This window comes from Streptomyces sp. SYP-A7185 (genome assembly GCF_046103685.1).
Classification (GTDB): domain Bacteria; phylum Actinomycetota; class Actinomycetes; order Streptomycetales; family Streptomycetaceae; genus Streptomyces.
This window is the reverse complement of sequence record NZ_CP122310.1, coordinates 5,767,528-5,785,972: the sequence shown is the minus strand read 5'-3', so window position 1 is coordinate 5,785,972 and position 18,445 is coordinate 5,767,528. Positions and strand designations below refer to the sequence as shown.

Sequence of the window (18,445 nt, the reverse complement as noted above, 5' to 3'; positions counted from 1 at the left end):
CCGAGGCGAACCCAGTGAAGATTCACAAGTACGACACCGTCATCGTCGGCGCCGGTGGCGCGGGCATGCGCGCGGCCATCGAGGCGACGAAGCGCAGCCGCACCGCGGTCCTGACGAAGCTCTACCCGACCCGCTCCCACACCGGTGCGGCGCAGGGCGGCATGGCCGCCGCGCTCGCCAACGTGGAAGAGGACAACTGGGAGTGGCACACCTTCGACACGATCAAGGGCGGCGACTACCTGGTCGACCAGGACGCCGCCGAGATCCTGGCGAAGGAAGCCATCGACGCGGTCCTCGACCTGGAGAAGATGGGCCTGCCCTTCGGCCGTACGCCCAAGGGTGAGATCGACCAGCGCCGCTTCGGCGGTCACTCCCGCAACCACGGCGAGGCCCCGGTCCGCCGTGCCTGCTACTCGGGCGACCGCACCGGCCACATGATCCTCCAGACGCTGTACCAGAACTGCATCAAGGAGGGCGTGGAGTTCTTCAACGAGTTCTACGTCCTCGACCAGCTCCTGGTCGAGGTCGACGGCGTCAAGAAGAGCGCGGGCGTCGTCGCCTACGAGCTGGCGACCGGCGAGATCCACCTCTTCCAGGCGAAGTCCGTGGTCTACGCGTCGGGCGGCACCGGCAAGTTCTTCAAGGTGACGTCGAACGCGCACACGCTGACGGGTGACGGCCAGGCGGCCTGCTACCGCCGCGGTCTGCCGCTGGAGGACATGGAGTTCTTCCAGTTCCACCCGACCGGCATCTGGCGCATGGGCATCCTTCTCACGGAGGGCGCCCGCGGTGAGGGCGGCATCCTCCGCAACAAGGACGGCGAGCGCTTCATGGAGAAGTACGCGCCGGTCATGAAGGACCTCGCGTCCCGTGACGTCGTCTCGCGCTCCATCTACACGGAGATCCGCGAGGGCCGCGGCTGCGGTCCCGAGGGCGACCACGTCTACCTCGACCTCACGCACCTCCCGCCGGAGCAGCTGGACGCCAAGCTCCCGGACATCACGGAGTTCGCGCGCACGTACCTCGGCATCGAGCCCTACACGGACCCGATCCCGATCCAGCCGACCGCGCACTACGCCATGGGCGGCATCCCGACGAACGTCGAGGGTGAGGTCCTCGCGGACAACACCACCGTCGTCCCGGGTCTGTACGCGGCGGGCGAGGTGGCCTGCGTCTCGGTGCACGGCGCCAACCGCCTGGGCACCAACTCGCTCCTGGACATCAACGTCTTCGGCCGTCGCGCGGGTATCGCCGCGGCGGAGTACTCGGCGAAGAACGACTTCGTCGAGCTCCCGGAGAACGCCGAGGAGCTCGTCGTCGCCCAGGTCGAGCGCCTGCGCGACGCCACGGGCAACGAGCGGGTCGCCGAGCTGCGCAAGGAGCTCCAGGAGACCATGGACGCCAACGTCATGGTGTTCCGCACGGAGCAGACGATCAAGACGGCGGTGGAGAAGATCGCGGAGCTCCGCGAGCGCTACCTCAACGTCTCGATCCAGGACAAGGGCCGGCGCTTCAACACCGACCTCCTGGAGGCCATCGAGCTGGGCAACCTGCTCGACCTGGCCGAGGTCATGGCGCAGTCGGCCCTGGCCCGCAAGGAGTCGCGCGGCGGTCACTACCGCGAGGACTTCCCGAACCGCGACGACGTCAACTTCATGCGCCACACCATGGCGTACCGCGAGGTCGGCGATGACGGCACCGAGTCCATCCGACTCGACTACAAGCCGGTCGTGCAGACCCGCTACCAGCCGATGGAGCGTAAGTACTGATGGCAACCCCGACCCTCGACAAGGAAGACGCCAAGCCCGAGGCCGGCTTCGCCGACTCCCCGTACATCACGGCGACCTTCCGCATCCGCCGCTACAACCCGGAGATCTCGGCGGACGCGACCTGGGAAGACTTCCAGGTGGAGATCGACCCCAAGGAGCGTGTCCTCGACGCCCTCCACAAGATCAAGTGGGAGCTGGACGGGTCGCTGACCTTCCGCCGCTCCTGCGCCCACGGCATCTGCGGCTCGGACGCCATGCGCATCAACGGCCGCAACCGCCTCGCCTGCAAGACCCTGATCAAGGACATCAACCCGTCCAAGCCGATCACGGTCGAGGCGATCAAGGGTCTGACGGTCCTGAAGGACCTGGTCGTCGACATGGACCCGTTCTTCCAGGCCTACCGCGACGTCATGCCGTTCCTGGTGACGACGGGCAACGAGCCGACCCGTGAACGCCTCCAGTCGCCGGAGGACCGCGAGCGGTTCGACGACACGACGAAGTGCATCCTGTGCGCGGCGTGCACGTCCTCGTGCCCGGTCTTCTGGAACGACGGCCAGTACTTCGGCCCGGCCGCGATCGTCAACGCGCACCGCTTCATCTTCGACTCGCGTGACGAGGCGGGCGAGCAGCGCCTGGAGATCCTGAACGACAAGGACGGCGTGTGGCGCTGCCGCACGACGTTCAACTGCACGGACGCGTGCCCGCGTGGCATCGAGGTCACGAAGGCGATCCAGGAAGTGAAGCGAGCACTGATCACGCGCCGCTTCTGACCTCCTGGTCCGGCGGTACGCCGTACGCCAGACGCCGCTCGGCTGAGGGCCCTGTTCCCGGTATCGCACCGGGGCGGGGCCCTCAGCCGTACCGAGCCGAGTCCTCTGCGCGGGGGCGGGGACGTCAGCCGGGACCGCCCACGGCCCGCGCCCCCGCCTCACTCGCCAGGACCACGCCCCCGGCCGACTGGTCACGCTCCCCGAGTCGATCGGCGCGAAGGTCACCCTGGACGTGACGGACATCCTGGGAGCGGGGAAATCCCTGTGCGAGGCCAACTGAGCTTCACCGCGGGCCGATCAGCGGACGGTTCGTTCAGCGAACGCCTGCAACGGCAAAGGTCACTGCCCTCGGATACGCCGACCATTGGGCATGAATCGCCACAGAAGCCGCTCTCCTTGCCGGAATCCGCCTGGTGTCCTCACTCGCCCCAGGGATAGCGTTGGTTCGCTTCAGTTACCCCCCACCCCACGGGAGTCCCGAGTGAACCGCCCCATCCGTCTCCTGACGGCCACCTTCACCGCGTCCGCGGCCCTGCTGTTGACCGCCTGCGGTTCGGGAGGCGGGGACGAGGGCTCCCCGGACAAGATCAAGGGGGCGGGACACAAGGACTCCAAGGCTTCGGCGAGTGCGTCGAAGCAGCCTGGCGCGGAGAAGCGTCCGGAAGTGGAGCTGCCGGACTCTTTCCGGGCCGACTTCGCCGGGTGGCGCAACAGCGACCCGAAGAAGCAAGCGATCCTGGACGACGGCAAGGAACGCCTCAAGGCGGAGTACTTGGCGATCATCGACTCTGACGTCCAGTCCAAGGCGGTGAGTTTCTACAACTCGCAGCAGGCGCTGACCTCGTCCAAGACCTACATCAAGGGGTACGTGGACAACAACCACGACCTGATCGGCAAGGCGAGGGTCTTCGACCCCCGGGTGAGCATCTCGGATACCGGTGGCGGCGTGCTCTTCTACTGCGTGGACGAGAGCAAGGGCTACACCCTGGACCGCAAGACCAAAGAGAAGACGGGCACGCCCGAGGACGTGAACCCGGTCCTCCAGTACCGGACCACCCTGAAGAAGACTCCCGAGGGCGTCTGGAGCACCGTTTCGCTCGAGACGGTGCGCGGGGGTTGCGACAAGTGAAGGCGCCGCTGAAGAGGTCACTCCCCGTGCTCACCGTCGTGGTGCTCACCCTGGGGGCCTGGCCGACGGCGGCGCACGCGTTCGGCGAGGACAACGACCACGCGCCGCCCACCGGCCCGTCCGGTGGCGCCTCCGGCAACACGCTCACCGCCGGCGCCACCGCCACGAACGTGACGGTCGAGCAAGTCGCCGGCGGGAAGTCCGGCACGTCCGGCAAGGGCCTTGCCCCGGTGGACCCGAACTGGAAGCCACCGGCCTGTTGGTATGAGCCGGTGGCGACGCCCCAGCAGGTAAAGACCGCGACGGACCAGCTCAAGAAGACCCCGAACGAGAACCTGGTCCCGGTCACCCCCTCGCTCAGCTGGGGCGAGCAGTTGATGGTCGACACCTTCGAGAAGGACAAGTCGCCCAGCGACGGCATCAAGAGCTACAAGAACTTCAACCTGGGCAAGGACGGGAAGTTCTGGCGCGGTGTCGTCAACCCGGACATGGAAGACGACCCGGAAGCGTACAACTGCCAGGAGATCCTCTTCTGGCAAGATGCCGGGACACTCCCGCAGATCGCCAACGCGCCCACGCCAAAAACCCTCGCCTCGTACGCCTACGACAAGATCAAGGTCCCCGACACCAAGGTCGAGCTGAAGCCGGAAGGCGGGTCGACGGTGAATCTGCCGACCTGGATCTGGCTGGACAAGGGCAAGTTCGAGGACGTCAAGGTCCGTGCCGAACTGCCCGGCACGGACCTGTGGGCGGAGACCACGGCCAAGCCCGTCGCCCTCCACCTGGAGCCCGGCACGGCGGACGCGCGGACCTTTCCCGCGTCCGGGGACTGCGAGGTCAACGAGGACGGCAGCATCGGCACTCCGTACACGAAGGGCTCCTCGAAGGAGGACCCGCCGTGCGGCATCGCCTACCTGCGCTCCACCAACGGCAAGCCGTTCCAGCTGAAGGCGTCCATCACTTGGGAGATCACCTGGGAGGGCTCCGGCAACACGGGCGGCGACCTGCCGAACGGAACCTTCGACGGGACGCAGGCCGTCGAGGTGCAAGAGATCCAGTCCATCAACCGGTAGGGCACGGCGGGCACGTTCGGCCCGTCGGCCTCCGGGCTCCCCGGGTGGGTGACGGCCGGGGCCATGTGGGGGTTCGGCGGTGACAATACGGCTGAAATCATGCCCCCCGGCCTACCCTGACGGAATGTCAGACAACCAGTCGGTCGGCCTGTCGGTTGACCAGTCCGTGCGTCAATCCGGTGACCGGTCGACCGAGCTGCTCGGGTTCGACAACGTCCTCTTCCCCGTCGGTGACCTCGGCGAGGCCGTCGACTTCTACGAGCGTGCCGGGTTTCCCGTGACGCATCGGATCGACGAGATCGGGCTCGCCATCCTGAAGGTGGGCAAGGAGACGCCCGGGATCCTGCTGCGGGTCGAGGAAGGGGTCGAGCACCGGCCGTCCGCCTGGTCCACGCCCCGGGTGTGGCTGGAGGTCCCCGACGCGCGGGCCGCCGGGCAGGCCCTCGACGGAGCCGGGGTCAAGCTCCTGGCACCGCCGTTCTCCGTGGCCACCGGGTACACCGTGGAGTTCGCCGACCCGTGGGGGAACGTCGTGGGTTTCACCGACTACCGCAAGCGCCCCGAGCTGGCGCGGAGCTAGTCTGCGGCCTCTGCCCCAGGCTCCGGGTCGGGACGACCACCGCCGTCTGACCCAGGCCCCGGGTCAGGACGCTGACCGCCCCCTGACCCGGGTCCCGCCTCAGTTCACCGTGTCCATCTCGCCCACCGCCAGCTCCACGTCGTACACCAGCGGTTCGTCCGCGACCACGACGTGCCGTGCGCGGGCCGCGTACCCGGGAGCCGTCACGGCCAGCAGGTACGCGCCCGGCGACGGGGCCGCGACGATGTACGAACCGTCGGCCAGGGACAGCACGCGGTCCAGCTGGCGGCCGCCCTTGGAGAGGAGGGTCAGGGTCGCGCCCTCCACCGGCTCGCCCTCCGCGGTGCGGATGAAACCGTGCACCACGGAGGCGCCGCCCGCCTCGTGCGGCTCGGGCACGCGCGCGTGGGGCACCGGTAGCGGGGCTTCCGGATCCTCCCGCGGCTCCACCGCCAGGTGCGGGAGGCGCTTCTCCAGGCCCGCGGGGAGCCACCAGTTGGCGCGGCCGAGCAGATGCATGGCGGCCGGTACGAGGGCCGTGCGCAGGATGAACGCGTCCAGGGCGACCGCCGCGGCCAGGCCGATGCCCGCCATCGCGCCCTCCATGTCGCCGCTCAGGACGAACGCGGAGAAGACGCAGATCATGATGAGGGCCGCGCAGTTGATGACCCTGCTCGTCTCGGCGAGGCCCACCCGCACCGCGCGCGCGTTGTCCTTCGTGTGCACCCACTCCTCGTGCATGCGGCTCACCAGGAACACCTGGTAGTCCATCGAGAGCCCGAAGAGCAGCGACAGCATGATGACGGGCAGGAAGGCGGTGATCGGGCCCTCCTTGCCGACGCCGAGGATCTCCGTGCCCCAGCCCCACTGGAAGACCGCCACCAGGACACCGAAGGACGCCGCCGCCGCGATCAGGTTCATCAGGGCCGCCGTCAGCGGCACCACCAGCGACCGGAACGCGATCAGCAGCAGGAGGAAGCCGAGCGCGATGATCGCGCCCACGAAGTAGGGCAGCCGGTCGCCGGTCACCGCGGCGAAGTCCTTGAAGACGGCGGTCACGCCGCCCACATGGGCCTCGACCCCGGCTTCCGGGATCACGTCGTCCCGTAGCCGGTCGATGAGCCGGTCGGTCTCCTCGGACTGCGGGGAGGTGGTCGGCACGACCGTGATGACCGAGATCCCGTCCGCCGGCGGGGCGGCCGCCACCCGGGCGACGCCCTCCGTCCCACGGATGGTCGACACCAGGGCCCCGGTGTCGGTCTCCTCGGCCACCACTTGGAGCGGCCCGTTGAATCCCGGCCCGAATCCCTCGGCCAGCATGTCGTACGCCTGCCGGGTCGTCGTCGACTCCTGGTGGTTGCCCTGGTCGGTCGCGCCGAGCCGCAAGGAGAGCAGCGGCAGCGCCAGGAAGGCCATCACGACGAGGGCGAGCGCCGCGATCGAGCGCGGCCGCTTCTGGACGTACGAGGACCAGCGCGCCGCGAGTCCGCTCGCCTCGGCCGGCTCCGGTCCCGTGGCCGCGAGGCGGCGGCGCTGCCTGCGGCTGAGCACCCGGGGGCCGAGCAGTCCGAGGAGCGAGGGCAGCAGGGTGATGGCCGCGAGCACGCTCAGGACGACCGTCAGGGAGGCCGCGATGACCACGCCGTCCAGGAAGCGCATGTTCATCACCAGCATCCCGGCCAGCGCGATGCACACCGTGCCTCCCGCGAAGAGCACCGCACGCCCCGAGGTGTTCAGGGCCTGCACCGCGGACTTCTCGGGCTCCATGCCGCGCAGGATGCCGCGCCGGTGCCGGGTGACGATGAAGAGCGCGTAGTCGATGCCGACGCCCAGGCCGATCAGCGAGCCGAGCAGGGGCGCGACTTCGGGGATGTCCGTGACGTGGCTGAGCAGCATCGTCGAGAGCATCCCGAGGCCGACCCCGAAGACCGCGACGACGATCGGCAGGACCATCGCGAAGAGCGAGCCGAAGGCCAGGAAGAGGACGACGGCCGCGGCCGCGATGCCGACCATCTCGGCGATGCCCGTGGGCGGCTCCTGGATGCGGGTGATGGCCTGGCCGCCCAGCTCGACCTGGAGGCCGTCGCGTTCGGCCCGCTGAGCGGTGTCCACGACGTCCTGGACGAGCTCCTTGGGCACGGAGTTGGCCTCCTGGGCGAAGGTCACCTGGGCGTAGGCGATGCGCCCGTCCCCGCTGATCTGCGCGGCGCCCGCCGCCTTGGACGCGTACGGGCTCGTGACCTCGCCGACGCCCTTCATGCCGGCGATCTCCTTGAGCGCGGGCTCGACACGGGAACGTACGTCCGTGTCGCGGGCCGAGGCGCCCTCGTCGACGCGCCAGACGACCGTGTCGGTGTCTCCGGAGCTCTCCGGGAAGGCCTTCGTCATCAGGTCGTACGCGCGCTTGGAATCCGTGTCCGGCAGGGAGAACACGTTCGAATAGTCGGTTCCCGCCGAGGTCCCCGCGGCCCCCAGTCCGAACAGGGCTCCCACCCACAGCACAAGGACCACCAGACGGTGCCGATAGCACCATCGCGCCAATGCCGCCACGATCCACTCCTCCTTCGCGTCGTCAGGTCCCCCGGGTCCGTGCTTTCAGGAGCCTCAGCATCGGCGGCACCGCGCCCGAGCGGCGTGACGCGGCCATGATTCTCAAGTAACTCCAAGGCACGGACCGGGTCTTCGTACAACGCGCGCGCCGATACTGGGGGCATGAGCCACGCCGAAGGGCAGCAGGGAACAGATGTCGGAGTGCGCACGGGAGCCGGCGCCGGCGCCGCGGAGGGGCCCGGGGCGGGGGCCACCGTGCTCGTCGTCGAGGACGAGCCGAGCATCGCCGACGTGCTCACCATCGCCCTGCGCTTCCACCGCTTCGACGTGATGGTGGCGGGCACCGTCCGCGAGGCCCTCGCGCTCGCCGGGCGCACCCGGCCCGACGTGGCGCTCTTGGACGTGATGCTGCCGGACGGCGACGGCCGCGCGCTGGCCCGGGAGTTGCGCGCCCGCTGCCCCGACGCGGCGCTGCTCTTCCTGACCGCGCGGGACGCTCCGGCGGAGGTCGTGGGCGCGCTCGCGTTCGGCGACGACTACATCACCAAGCCGTTCAACATCGACGAGGTCGTCGCCCGTGTCCGCGCGGTCCTGCGCCGCACCCGGGCACGCGACGTGCTCCCGCAGCGCCCGCCGCTGCGCTACGGCGACCTGGAGCTGGACGAGACGACGTACGTGGTGCGCCGCGAGGGCCGCACGGCGCAGCTCACCCCCACCGAGTACGCCCTGCTGCGCTTCCTGGTCCGCAACGGCGGCCGCGTGGTGCCCAAGGAGCAGCTGCTGCGGCACGTCTGGCAGTACGAGCACCCGGCGGAGTCGACCGTCGTGGAGACCTACATCAGCTATCTGCGGCGCAAGCTCGCCGTGCTCGGCCCGCCGGTGATCACGACCCGGCGGGGCGTCGGATACGGCCTCGCATGAGGCGTGCGCGCCGCGGCATGAGCTCGCTGCGGGCCAAGCTCACCTGGGTGAACGTGGCCCTGCTCGCGCTCGGCGTGATCGTCGCGACCGCGGTGAGCGTCATGGGCATGCGGCACTACCTCCTTGACGACGTGGACGCGGAGCTCGCGCAGTCGCGCACCTCGCTCCTGAGCACCGGCCTGACCATGAAGGAGGTCGACCGGCTCAGCGAGCTGGGCATCGCGCTCGACAAGCTCTCGCCCGGCGGCAAGGAGCGCGCGGGCGCCCTCCCGCGCCGGGACACGGTGTTCGTGGCGGTGAACACGCGCGGGGAGCCCGTCGCCGTCGGTTCGCTCGCCCCGACCCCGCGCCAGCGCGCCCTGGCCGCCGCCGTCGACGACCCGGAGGCGGTCGCGGGCAGCTCCGAGCCGCGGGACGTCACCCTGGACGGCGACGCCCACCGCATGGTGGGCGCCAAGCTCGCCGACGGTACGACGGTCCTGATGGCCGCGGACACGGAGGACGTGGAATCGGGCATCAAGAAGGCGCTCAAGCTCGACGCCGCCTTCGGAGTGATCCTGTTGGCGCTGCTCGCCGTCCTGACGATGATCTCCGCGCACCATCGGCTGCGGCCGCTGGAGGACATGGTCGAGACCGCGTCCGCCATCGCCGAGGGCGACCTCACCCGGCGCGTGCCGTCGAGCCGCGATCCGACGACGGAGACCGAGCAGCTGCGCCTGGCCCTCAACTCCATGCTCCACCAGGTCGAATCGGCCTTCGAGACCCGCGAACGCAGCTCGGCGCAGCTGCGCCGCTTCGTCGCCGACGCCTCGCACGAGCTGCGTACGCCCTTGTCGGCGATCCGCGGCTACCTCCAGCTGTACGACAAGGGGATGCTCCGCGATCCGGCGGACCGCACGCGCGCGTGGAGCCGCGTCATCGCCGAGACCGACCGGATGGGCCACCTCGTCGACGAGCTGCTCACCCTGGCCCGCCTGGACCAGCAGCCGGAACTGCGCTTCACGAACGTCGACCTGAGCCGTCTCGTACGGGACGCCGCCGACGACCTGCGGATGCAGGAACCGGAGCGCCCGCTCACGGTCCGGGCCGACGGGGCGGTGCTGATCCGCGCGGACGAGTCGGGGCTGCGTCAGGTGCTCGGCAATCTGCTGGGCAACGTCCGCGTGCACACGCCTTCCGACGCGCCGGTCACGCTGGGCGTGGAGCGGCGGGACGGGGTGGTGCGGCTGCGGGTGGCCGACCGGGGGCCCGGTCTCGCCGAGGAGGACGCGGCCCGCGTCTTCGACCGGTTCTTCCGCGCGGGAGGGGGCGCGGGCAGTGGCCTCGGGATGGCGATCGTGCAGGGGGTGGTGACCGCGCACGGCGGTGAGGTGGGGGTGCAGACGGCGCCGGGGGCGGGGCTGACGGTGACGGTCACGCTGCCCGCCGGAACGGCCGATTGAGGGGGGTGCGGGTGCGGGTGCGGGGTACTCGTGGGGGCTTGGGTGCTGGGGGTGGGTGGAGCTTGGGGCGGGTGCTGCGGGTGGGGGCGGGTGCTGCGGGAGGGGGTGTGCGGTCCTGCGGGTGAGGGCGTGCGGTCCTGCGGGTGGGTGGGGCTTGGGGGCCTGAGGGTCCTTGGCCGCCTGTCTCAGGCCCGTACCAGTGCCCAGACGGTCTTCCCGTGCCGGCCCCGCTGCCAGACGCCCCACGCCTCGGCCAGGACGTCGAGGAGCCGCAGGCCGCGGCCGCCCTCCTCCAGGGGGCCCACTTCCCGCAGCTCCGGGTGGGCCGGGCTCTCGTCGGAGACCTCTATGAAGCAGTCGCCGTCGGCGAGCACCGTGACCGCGACCTCGAACTCCCGCTCCAGGACGAGGCCGTGGCAGACCGCGTTCGTCACGAGTTCCGACACGAGGAGCACGGCGTCGTGCAGCGTCTCGCTCTCCTCCTTGTGCCCCCAGGCGGAGAGATGATCATGCACGCGGAGCCGGGCGAGCGAGACGGATGCCGGGTGCGGTGGCAGCCGGAAAGCCTGACGTCTCAACAACGTATCCCCCTCGGGCACACCAAAGCGCCAAGAACCGCACACACTTCCGACACTTAATGCTGCGCAGAGGTCATGGTCGGTGTCACACCGTCACCGTGCAGCCCGGCTGTATCCGGCCAGGTTGTACCGCGTCGAACGAACGCCCGATCACGCCTGGCGGGAGGCCAGTTCGACGACCGTCACGTCGGACGGCGCCCCCACCCGTACCGGCGGCCCCCACGCCCCCGCGCCCCGGGTCACGTACAACTGCGTGTCGCCGTACCGCTCCAGTCCCGCGAGCGTCGGGTTCGCCAGGTCGGCGATGAAATTGCCGGGCCACAGCTGTCCGCCGTGGGTGTGCCCGGAGAGCTGGAGGTCGACGCCGTGTTTGACGGCGTCGTGGATGACGACCGGCTGGTGGGCCAGGAGCACGGAGGCCCGCGAGCGGTCCCGGTCGCCGAGGGCCTTGGCGAAGTCGGGCCCGTGCCCCTCGCTCTCGCCCGCCACGTCGTCCACTCCGGCGAGGTCGAAGCCGGGCAGCTCGGTGCGGGCGTTCTCCAGGGGACGCAGGCCCAGTTCGCGTACGTGGTCGACCCACTGCTCGGCTCCCGAGAAGTACTCGTGGTTGCCGGTCACGAAGTACGCGCCGTGCCGCGCCCGCAGCTGCGCGAGCGGGGCGGCGGCGGGCCCCAGGTCCGCCACGCTGCCGTCGACCAGGTCGCCGACGACCGCGATGAGGTCGGGCTGCGTGCCGTTGATCGTGTCGACCACGCGCTGGGTGAAGCCGCGGCCGAGAATCGGCCCCAGGTGGACGTCGCTGACCACGGCGATCCGGAACCCGTGCGCCGCGCGCGGCAGCTTGGCCAGCGGCACGGTGACGCGCTTCACGCGCGGTCCGCGCAGGACGCCGTAGGTTCCGTGAGCCACTGTTCCGACGGCGACGGCCGCGGCGGTCCCGCCGACGACGCGGGAGACGAAGAGGCGACGCGAGGGGCCGACCGGGTTCGTCCGCGCGGTAGCGGCGTCCTCATCGGGCGGCCGGACGGGGTCATCCGTACGAGTGCCGTTGCCCCCGGAGACAGCCGCCCCCGAACCGGCCTCCTCCGTAGCGGCGACCCGCGAACCGGCTCCCTCCGTAGAGGTGCCGTGCGAACCGGCCTCCTCCGTAGGGGCGCCCTCCGAACCGGCCTCCTCCTTGGCGGCGTGTTTCGTGCCGCGGCGCAAGAAGAAGGGCCGTACGAGCTCACCGACGAGCAGGGCGAGCACCAGGTAGATCGACAGCGCCATCCACATGAAGCCGGGCCAGGCCAGCACCTTCTGGAGCCAGAACGGCGCCCCGGCCCGCTCGCTGGCGACCGCCGCGAACATCAGGAGCGGCCCCGCCACGAAGACCACGGCGCCCGCGCGCCGGGCGAACCCGGGGCGGGCGGTGGTGTCCCGCACCAGGCGCCGCCACGCGTACCACTGCATGGCGGCGAGAGCCGCGAGCGCGGCGATGCCGATCAGCACGAACAGGATGACCACGGTGGTGCGCCCCTCAGCAGTGCCCGAAGTGACCGATCAGCTATGACGTACGGCGCAGAGCACGCACTCCGCGCAACCCGATGGCCCCTACCACCGTCCCCAAGACAAAGGAGACGACGGCGAGCGTCAGGTGGACCCAGAAGTACGTGGTCGGGTCGCCTGCGTCATCGAAGGCGAGCCCACTGCCGTCGTTCCACAGGTTCTTGACGAAAGTGATCCAGATGAACCAGCTCCACACCCCGAAGGCGAGCAGGAACCAGGAGACCGGGCGGCTGAGCTTCATGCGTTCAGTATCGCGAGCCTCCGTTCCGTACCGCCGCCGGGGTGGGGAGTCCGGGCCGCCCGCGCTGTCCGGACCGGCGCGGACACAGTCCACCTCGGCGGCGACGTCCACAGCGACGCCCTGTACGTTCTCGTCCGTGCCTGCCGTAAAAAAGACCGCCCTGTTGGTCACTTCCGCCGCATTGCTCACCATGTCGACCACGGCTCCCGCATGGGCGGACGGCAAGCCGGGGGGCGAGAACAAACCCAAGCCGCCCGCCAGGATGTCGACCGTCGGCGGCGCCAGGCTCGGTGAGCCGGGCACCCAGGTGACCCTGAAGGACGGCGCCCCCGTCCTCCCCAAGGACCTGTCGGCGCGCTCCTGGATGGTGTCGGACGCCGAGACGGGCGAGGTCCTCGCCTCGCACAACCCGCACTGGCGGCTGCCCCCCGCGAGCACCCTGAAGATGCTCTTCGCCGACACGGTCCTGCCGAAGTTCCCCAAGTCACAGAAGCACAAGGTCGAGCTCTCCGACCTGGCCGGCATCGGCGCGGGCAGCAGCATGGTCGGCGTCAAGGAGAACGAGACGTACACGGTCCACGACCTGTGGCTCGGCGTCTTCCTGCGTTCGGGCAACGACGCGGTGCACGTCCTTTCGGCGATGAACGACGGGGTCCCGGAGACCGTCAAGGACATGCAGGCGCACGCCGAGGAGCTCCAGGCCCTCGACACGCACGTGGTCAGCCCGGACGGCTACGACGAGAAGGGGCAGGTCTCCTCCGCGTACGACCTGACGCTGTTCGCCCGCTCCGGGCTCCAGAAGAAGGACTTCCGCGAGTACTGCTCGACGGCCACCGCCCAGTTCCCCGGCGAGACCAAGAAGATCAAGAAGGGCAAGGACAAGGGCAAGACGAAGCGCGAGTCCTTCGCCATCCAGAACACCAACCGGCTCCTCACCGGGGACGTCGGTCTGGACGCCTACAAGGGCATCGCGGGCGTCAAGAACGGCAGCACCACGAACGCGGGCAACACCTTCACCGGCGTCGCCGAGCGCGACGGCAAGGTGCTGCTCGTGACCGTCATGAACCCCGACTCGGGCGAGCAGCACGCGGTCTACAAGGAGACCGAGCGCCTCCTCGACTGGGGCTTCAAGGCCTCCGGCAAGGTCGAGCCCGTCGGCGAGCTCGTCGCCCCGAAGGGTGCCGCCACGGGCAGCGGCAAGGGCGCTCCCGGGGCCGGCAAGAGCGGGTCGGACGCGTCGAAGAACGTGGCGCACGCCTCCGCCAAGGAGTCGGGCGGCGGCGGCGCCGGCGTCGCGCTCGGGGTCGCGGCCGGCGTCCTCGCGCTGATCGCCGCCGGCTGGTTCGTGCTCAGCCGCCGGCTGCCGCTGCCGAAGAACCGCCGCTGACGTCACCGGGCGGCCCTTCGCGCCGCCCGGCCCCTTCTTCCTGCTCCCGCTGCTCTTGCCGCTCTTCTTGCTCCGCTTCCGTACGTCCCTCCTTCCGCGTCGCCGTCCAGGCGGCGCAGAACAGCAGGAGCTTCGCGGTGAAGTTGATCCACAGGAGCAGCGCGACGGGGACGCCGAAGGCGCCGTACATGCTCTTCGCGGCGACGCCCTTGATGTAGCCGCCGATCAGCAGCTTGAGCAGCTCGAACCCGGCGGCGCCGATCAGCCCCGCGGTGATCAGGTGCCGGCGCGGGGGGTGGACGCCCGGCAGCAGGGTCAGGACGTAGAGCAGGAGCAGGAAGTCCGCGAGGACGGCGATGGCGAACGCGATCACCTGGAGCACCACGCCGCCCCAGCCGTTCTCGGAGATCCCCAGGAGGTCGGCGCTCCAGCCGACGGCGGTCGACGCGAGGGTAGAGGCGACGACGGACGCGAGTCCCGCGCCGCCGAGCCCGATGAGCACACCGGCGTCCTTGACCTTGCGCAGGACGGGGTTCTCCTCCTCGTCCGCCAGCTCCCAGACGACCCGCAGGCACTCCCGCATCGAGCCGACCCAGCCGATGCCGGTGAAGAGCAGCAGGGCGCCCGCGATGAGCCCGACGGTGCCCGCGTTGGCGACGAGGGCGTCCAGGTCCAGCTGGTCGGCGATGCCGGGGATCTGCTTCGAGAGGGTGTCCTCGAGCTTGTTCTGCTGGCTCTTGGAGAGGGTCGCGGCGGCGGCGGCCGCGGCGACGGTGATCAGCGGGAAGAGCGCCAAGAAGCTGATGAAGGTCATCGCGGCCGCGAGGCGGGTCCAGTGCACGCCGTCGAGCCGTTCGTACGCGCTCCACGCGTGCGTGCGCATCAGACGTTCCACCAGGGGTCCGATGCCGGGGAGTTTTTTCAGCCAGTCCATGATGCCTCCCTGCCCGTTGTGCGGAAGACCAAGGTCCGAGTACCCCAGAAGCGCAGAACGGTGGCGAGTGCCATGCCGACGCCCGCCCCCGAGACGGTGTCCGCACGCTGCGACGTGAGGCCGAGGCCGTAGTGGGAGACCGCGATGCAGAGCAGTTGCACCAGGGCGCCCGCGATGTTGACGGCGAAGAAGATCCCGTACTGGCGCAGCCGCGAGACCCGGGCTCCTTCGCGCCGCCGGTAGGTGCCGAGCGCGTTGCCCGCGTAGGCGACCGTGCAGCCGGCCACGAAGGACAGGGCCTTGGCGGTCAGCGGGTCGAGACCGACGGGGCCGCGCAGCCAGACGAAGAGGCCGAGGTCGACGGCGTACGCGCAGATCCCGGCGGCGGCGAAGCCGAGCAGTTCGGGACCCATGGCCCGCAGCCGCTCCCTGAGGGCGCTCACCAGTCGGCGACCGCGAGGCCGTACATGGCGATCCACACGAGGCCGATGACGGCGAGCGCCCGGTCGCGCAGGACGACGTCCTCGGGCTCGCCCGCGGTGCCCCGGTCGGCGAAGACGGCGTACCGCAGGACGGCGAGGACGAAGGCCGCCATGGACAGCTGGCGCCAGGGCAGCAGGCCGTTGGTGGTGCCGCCGCTCTCCATGGCCCACAGGCAGTACGCGAGGACGGCGACCCCGGCGGCCAGCTGCCAGACGAAGCGGAGGTAGCCGGTGGTGTATTCGGTGAGCAACGCGCGCGTGGCGCCCGCTTTCCCGGACATCTGCACGGCCTCGGAGTAGCGCTTGGCGGCGACCATGAAGAGCGCGCCGAAGCCCGTGGTGATCAGGAACCAGCGCGAGAGCGGGATGCCGAGGGCCACTCCCCCGATCATCGCCCGCATAAGGAAGCCCGTGGTGACGACGGCGAGATCGACGACGAGGACGTGCTTAAGGCTGACGCAGTACGCCAGTTGCATCACCACGTAGGCGGCGAGCAGGCCCGCGGTCAGGGGCGTGCAGAGCGCGGCGGCGGCCACCGGCGCCAGCACGGCGAGCAGCCCGCCCACCGCGTACGCGACCGCCACCGGCACCTGGCCCGCGGCGACCGGTCTGCGGCACTTGGTGGGGTGGGCGCGGTCGGCTTCGGCGTCCCGTGCGTCGTTGATGAGGTAGACGGCGGACGCGGCGGCCGTGAACAGCGCGAACACCAGTACCAGTTGGATCAGCGAGTGGCGCGAGAAGAGCTCGCCCGCGGCGGCCGGGGCCGCGACGACCAGGACGTTCTTCACCCACTGGCGGGGGCGCGCGGTCTTCAGGAGGCCGAGCGGCAGGGCCAGGGTCTTGGTCCCCGACGGCCCGGGCGGCTGGGGGCGTTCGAGCAGGGCGGTGCGGTCAGCCATGGGCGCGGCCCCCGTTCATCCAGGCGGACCCCACGCGCGCGGTGAGGGCGCCGAGAGCCGCCCCCGCCGCCACGTCACTGGGGTAGTGGACGCCGACGACCATCCGCGAGACGCACATCGCGGCGGCGAGCGGCGGGACGACGCGGGCGCCCAGGGGGCTCAGCGCGCCGAACGCGACCGTGGCCGCGGCGGCCGAAGTGGCGTGCGAGCTGGGGAAGGAGTGCCGCCCCGCGGTCCTGACGAGGGGCTCCACACCCGTGTCGCCGCCGGGCCGCGGACGCCGTACGACCCGCTTGACGCCCATGCTGGCCAGGTGGGCCGCGGCGGTCAGCGCCGTGCCGCGCAGCCACGCGCCGCGCCGTCCGCGGTCGACCGCGGCGCCCGCGAGCCCCGCGGCGATCCAGAGGGCGCCGTGCTCGCCGGCCTGGGACAGGGCCCGTGCGGCGGCGGCCACGCGCGCGTCGGAGCCGCAGTCGCGCAGGGCCGACAGCAGCCGGTGGTCCATGTCGTGCATGTGGCCTCCTTCTCCGGGGACTTCAAGGACCTGACCTCCCGACTCTTCTAGGCGACCTCTCAATATTTACGGCAATATAGGACGACACTCCATCAATCACCCATTTCGGTGAGGGCTTGGATGAATATGGGCAAAGTGCCCTTGCGTGGACGATACGGTCACGCCTATGCCTGCCGACTCCGCTCCGCCCGCCGACTCCGCGACCGCGACGACGACCGAGGCCGCGTCGGGGGCGACGACACCCCGGGCCCCGTCCATGGCGACGACCGAGGCCGTGTCCGTGTCGGGCTGGGGGCGCACCGCCCCGTCCACCGCCCGTCTGATCCGCCCCCGTTCGCCCGAGGAGGCCGTGGCGGCCCTCCGGGCCTGCGGGGAGCGCGGCGGCATCGCCAGGGGCCTGGGACGGGCCTACGGGGACGCCGCGCAGAACGCGGGCGGTGCCGTCTTCGACATGACCGGCATGGCCCGCGTGCACGCCATCGACGCCGACGCGGGCACCGTCCTGTGCGACGCCGGGGTCTCCCTGCACCACCTGATGGAGGTCCTGCTGCCGCTCGGCTGGTTCGTGCCGGTCACCCCGGGGACCCGCTACGTGACCGTGGGCGGCGCGATCGGCGCGGACATCCACGGCAAGAACCACCACGGGTCGGGATCGTTCTCGCGCCACGTGATGGCCGTGGAACTGCTCACCGCGGACGGCGAGGTGCGGGCGGTCGAGCACGGCACCGACCTGTTCGACGCGACGGCCGGCGGCATGGGCCTGACCGGCATGATCCTCGCCGCGACCCTTCGGCTCCAGCCGGTCGAGACGTCGCTGATGACGGTGGACACCGAGCGCGCCACCGACCTGGACGACCTGATGGCCCGCCTCACCGCCACCGACCACCGCTACCGCTACTCCGTGGCATGGATCGACCTCCTGGCGCGCGGGGCGGCGATGGGGCGCGCGGTGCTCACGCGCGGCGACCACGCACCCCTGGACGCCCTCCCGGCACGCGCGCGTAGAGCCCCGTTGGCGTTCCGTCCCGGCCAACTGCCCGCCGCCCCGGGCTTCCTGCCCGAAGGGCTGCTCGGCCGCACGTCGGTGGGCCTCTTCAACGAGCTCTGGTACCGCAAGGCGCCCCGCTCACGGAGGGGCGAGCTCCAGAAGATGTCGACGTTCTTCCACCCCCTGGACGGCGTGCCGCACTGGAACCGCGTGTACGGCCGCGGCGGCTTCGTGCAGTACCAGTTCGTCGTCGGGTACGGCGCGGAGGAGTCCCTGCGGCGCATCGTGCGGCGCATCTCGGAGCGCCGCTGCCCGTCCTTCCTCGCCGTGCTGAAGCGCTTCGGAGAGGGCGACCCGGGCTGGCTGTCCTTCCCGATGGCGGGCTGGACCCTCGCCCTGGACATCCCGGCGAACCTGCCGGGCCTCGGCGCCTTCCTCGACGAACTCGACGAGGAGGTCGCGTCCGCCGACGGCCGCGTCTACCTCGCCAAGGACTCCCGTCTGCGGCCGGAGATGCTCGCCGCGATGTATCCGCGGCTCGACGACTTCCGCGCCCTGCGGGCGGACCTCGACCCGCGCGGCGTGTTCCGCTCGGACCTCTCGCGCCGCCTCGCCCTCTAGCACCTCCAGGAGTTGGTCC

At 70.8% G+C, this 18,445-nt stretch carries 17 protein-coding genes; 9 read left to right on the top strand and 8 right to left on the bottom strand.

What is annotated here, in order from left to right; all coding sequences use genetic code 11:
• Nucleotides 1-14 precede the first annotated feature (14 nt).
• The 5 genes from sdhA (at nt 15) to QBL25_RS25445 (ending at nt 5,321) form a co-directional block, all read left to right on the top strand.
• Nucleotides 15-1,769, top strand: coding sequence for a succinate dehydrogenase flavoprotein subunit (gene sdhA / locus QBL25_RS25465; RefSeq protein WP_409059286.1), 1,755 nt, complete (start codon nt 15-17; stop codon nt 1,767-1,769).
• On the top strand, nt 1,769-2,539 hold the full coding sequence (locus QBL25_RS25460) for a succinate dehydrogenase iron-sulfur subunit (protein ID WP_409059285.1): 771 nt from the start codon (nt 1,769-1,771) through the stop codon (nt 2,537-2,539). Before sdhA ends, QBL25_RS25460 begins: the two co-directional genes overlap by 1 nt.
• A gap of 481 nt (nt 2,540-3,020) precedes the next feature.
• Nucleotides 3,021-3,668 carry a hypothetical protein gene (locus tag QBL25_RS25455; RefSeq protein WP_409059284.1) on the top strand — a complete coding sequence of 216 codons (648 nt, stop codon included), beginning with the start codon at nt 3,021-3,023 and terminating at the stop codon, nt 3,666-3,668.
• A gap of 26 nt (nt 3,669-3,694) precedes the next feature.
• Nucleotides 3,695-4,741 carry a hypothetical protein gene (locus QBL25_RS25450; RefSeq protein WP_409059283.1) on the top strand — a complete coding sequence of 349 codons (1,047 nt, stop codon included), beginning with the start codon at nt 3,695-3,697 and terminating at the stop codon, nt 4,739-4,741.
• 124 nt (nt 4,742-4,865) lie between these two features.
• The gene (locus QBL25_RS25445) at nt 4,866-5,321 is read left to right on the top strand and encodes a VOC family protein (RefSeq protein ID WP_409059282.1); all 456 of its coding nucleotides are present in this window, start codon (nt 4,866-4,868) and stop codon (nt 5,319-5,321) included.
• Between the two features lie 99 nt (nt 5,322-5,420).
• Here QBL25_RS25445 and QBL25_RS25440 read toward each other — a convergent pair whose 3' ends face one another.
• Nucleotides 5,421-7,862 (bottom strand): MMPL family transporter, encoded by a 2,442-nt coding sequence (locus QBL25_RS25440; protein ID WP_409062773.1) that lies wholly within the window; start codon nt 7,860-7,862, stop codon nt 5,421-5,423.
• Nucleotides 7,863-8,126: 264 nt separating this feature from the next.
• Here QBL25_RS25440 and QBL25_RS25435 point away from each other — a divergent pair, with 264 nt between their 5' ends.
• The gene (locus QBL25_RS25435; RefSeq protein WP_409062772.1) at nt 8,127-8,792 is read left to right on the top strand and encodes a response regulator transcription factor; all 666 of its coding nucleotides are present in this window, start codon (nt 8,127-8,129) and stop codon (nt 8,790-8,792) included.
• Entirely contained in the window at nt 8,789-10,234 is a 1,446-nt protein-coding gene (locus QBL25_RS25430; RefSeq protein WP_409059281.1) for an ATP-binding protein, read from the top strand. The genes QBL25_RS25435 and QBL25_RS25430 overlap by 4 nt, the downstream gene beginning before the upstream one ends.
• A 185-nt stretch (nt 10,235-10,419) precedes the next feature.
• Here the strand turns inward: QBL25_RS25430 and QBL25_RS25425 are convergent, their stop codons facing one another.
• From QBL25_RS25425 to QBL25_RS25415, 3 genes are all read right to left on the bottom strand, one after another.
• The gene (locus QBL25_RS25425) at nt 10,420-10,815 is read right to left on the bottom strand and encodes an ATP-binding protein (RefSeq protein ID WP_409059280.1); all 396 of its coding nucleotides are present in this window, start codon (nt 10,813-10,815) and stop codon (nt 10,420-10,422) included.
• Nucleotides 10,816-10,962: 147 nt separating this feature from the next.
• Entirely contained in the window at nt 10,963-12,318 is a 1,356-nt protein-coding gene (locus QBL25_RS25420; protein ID WP_409059279.1) for a metallophosphoesterase, read from the bottom strand.
• Nucleotides 12,319-12,358: 40 nt separating this feature from the next.
• Nucleotides 12,359-12,601, bottom strand: coding sequence for an SCO4848 family membrane protein (locus QBL25_RS25415; RefSeq protein WP_409059278.1), 243 nt, complete (start codon nt 12,599-12,601; stop codon nt 12,359-12,361).
• Nucleotides 12,602-12,737: 136 nt separating this feature from the next.
• Between QBL25_RS25415 and QBL25_RS25410 the strand changes: the two genes are divergently transcribed.
• Nucleotides 12,738-13,988 carry a D-alanyl-D-alanine carboxypeptidase family protein gene (locus QBL25_RS25410; protein WP_409059277.1) on the top strand — a complete coding sequence of 417 codons (1,251 nt, stop codon included), beginning with the start codon at nt 12,738-12,740 and terminating at the stop codon, nt 13,986-13,988.
• Here QBL25_RS25410 and QBL25_RS25405 read toward each other — a convergent pair.
• The 4 genes from QBL25_RS25405 to QBL25_RS25390 are packed head-to-tail and all read right to left on the bottom strand — an operon-like array spanning nt 13,951 to nt 16,817.
• A complete protein-coding gene (locus QBL25_RS25405; protein ID WP_409059276.1) occupies nt 13,951-14,922 on the bottom strand; it encodes a YihY/virulence factor BrkB family protein in 972 nt (323 codons plus the stop codon). The two genes, QBL25_RS25410 and QBL25_RS25405, sit on opposite strands and share 38 nt — an antisense overlap.
• Entirely contained in the window at nt 14,910-15,335 is a 426-nt protein-coding gene (locus QBL25_RS25400; protein WP_409062771.1) for a GtrA family protein, read from the bottom strand. Before QBL25_RS25400 ends, QBL25_RS25405 begins: the two co-directional genes overlap by 13 nt.
• 26 nt (nt 15,336-15,361) lie before the next feature.
• Nucleotides 15,362-16,303 (bottom strand): decaprenyl-phosphate phosphoribosyltransferase, encoded by a 942-nt coding sequence (locus QBL25_RS25395; RefSeq protein ID WP_409059275.1) that lies wholly within the window; start codon nt 16,301-16,303, stop codon nt 15,362-15,364.
• A complete protein-coding gene (locus QBL25_RS25390; protein WP_409059274.1) occupies nt 16,296-16,817 on the bottom strand; it encodes a phosphatase PAP2 family protein in 522 nt (173 codons plus the stop codon). Before QBL25_RS25390 ends, QBL25_RS25395 begins: the two co-directional genes overlap by 8 nt.
• A gap of 256 nt (nt 16,818-17,073) precedes the next feature.
• Here QBL25_RS25390 and QBL25_RS25385 point away from each other — a divergent pair, with 256 nt between their 5' ends.
• Nucleotides 17,074-18,426, top strand: coding sequence for an FAD-binding protein (locus tag QBL25_RS25385; RefSeq protein ID WP_409062770.1), 1,353 nt, complete (start codon nt 17,074-17,076; stop codon nt 18,424-18,426).
• The last annotated feature ends 19 nt before the right edge of the window (nt 18,427-18,445 follow it).

Bases quoted from the DNA above. Each gene is read 5' to 3' on its own strand.
- QBL25_RS25395 (WP_409059275.1), bottom strand. From the start codon at position 16,303: ATGGCTGACCGCACCGCCCTGCTCGAACGCCCCCAGCCGCCCGGGCCG.
- QBL25_RS25460 (WP_409059285.1), top strand. From the start codon at position 1,769: ATGGCAACCCCGACCCTCGACAAGGAAGACGCCAAGCCCGAGGCCGGC.
- QBL25_RS25385 (WP_409062770.1), top strand. From the start codon at position 17,074: ATGGCGACGACCGAGGCCGTGTCCGTGTCGGGCTGGGGGCGCACCGCC.
- QBL25_RS25400 (WP_409062771.1), bottom strand. From the start codon at position 15,335: ATGGGTCCCGAACTGCTCGGCTTCGCCGCCGCCGGGATCTGCGCGTAC.
- QBL25_RS25445 (WP_409059282.1), top strand. From the start codon at position 4,866: ATGTCAGACAACCAGTCGGTCGGCCTGTCGGTTGACCAGTCCGTGCGT.
- QBL25_RS25405 (WP_409059276.1), bottom strand. From the start codon at position 14,922: ATGGACTGGCTGAAAAAACTCCCCGGCATCGGACCCCTGGTGGAACGT.
- QBL25_RS25430 (WP_409059281.1), top strand. From the start codon at position 8,789: ATGAGGCGTGCGCGCCGCGGCATGAGCTCGCTGCGGGCCAAGCTCACC.
- QBL25_RS25390 (WP_409059274.1), bottom strand. From the start codon at position 16,817: ATGCACGACATGGACCACCGGCTGCTGTCGGCCCTGCGCGACTGCGGC.
- QBL25_RS25415 (WP_409059278.1), bottom strand. From the start codon at position 12,601: ATGAAGCTCAGCCGCCCGGTCTCCTGGTTCCTGCTCGCCTTCGGGGTG.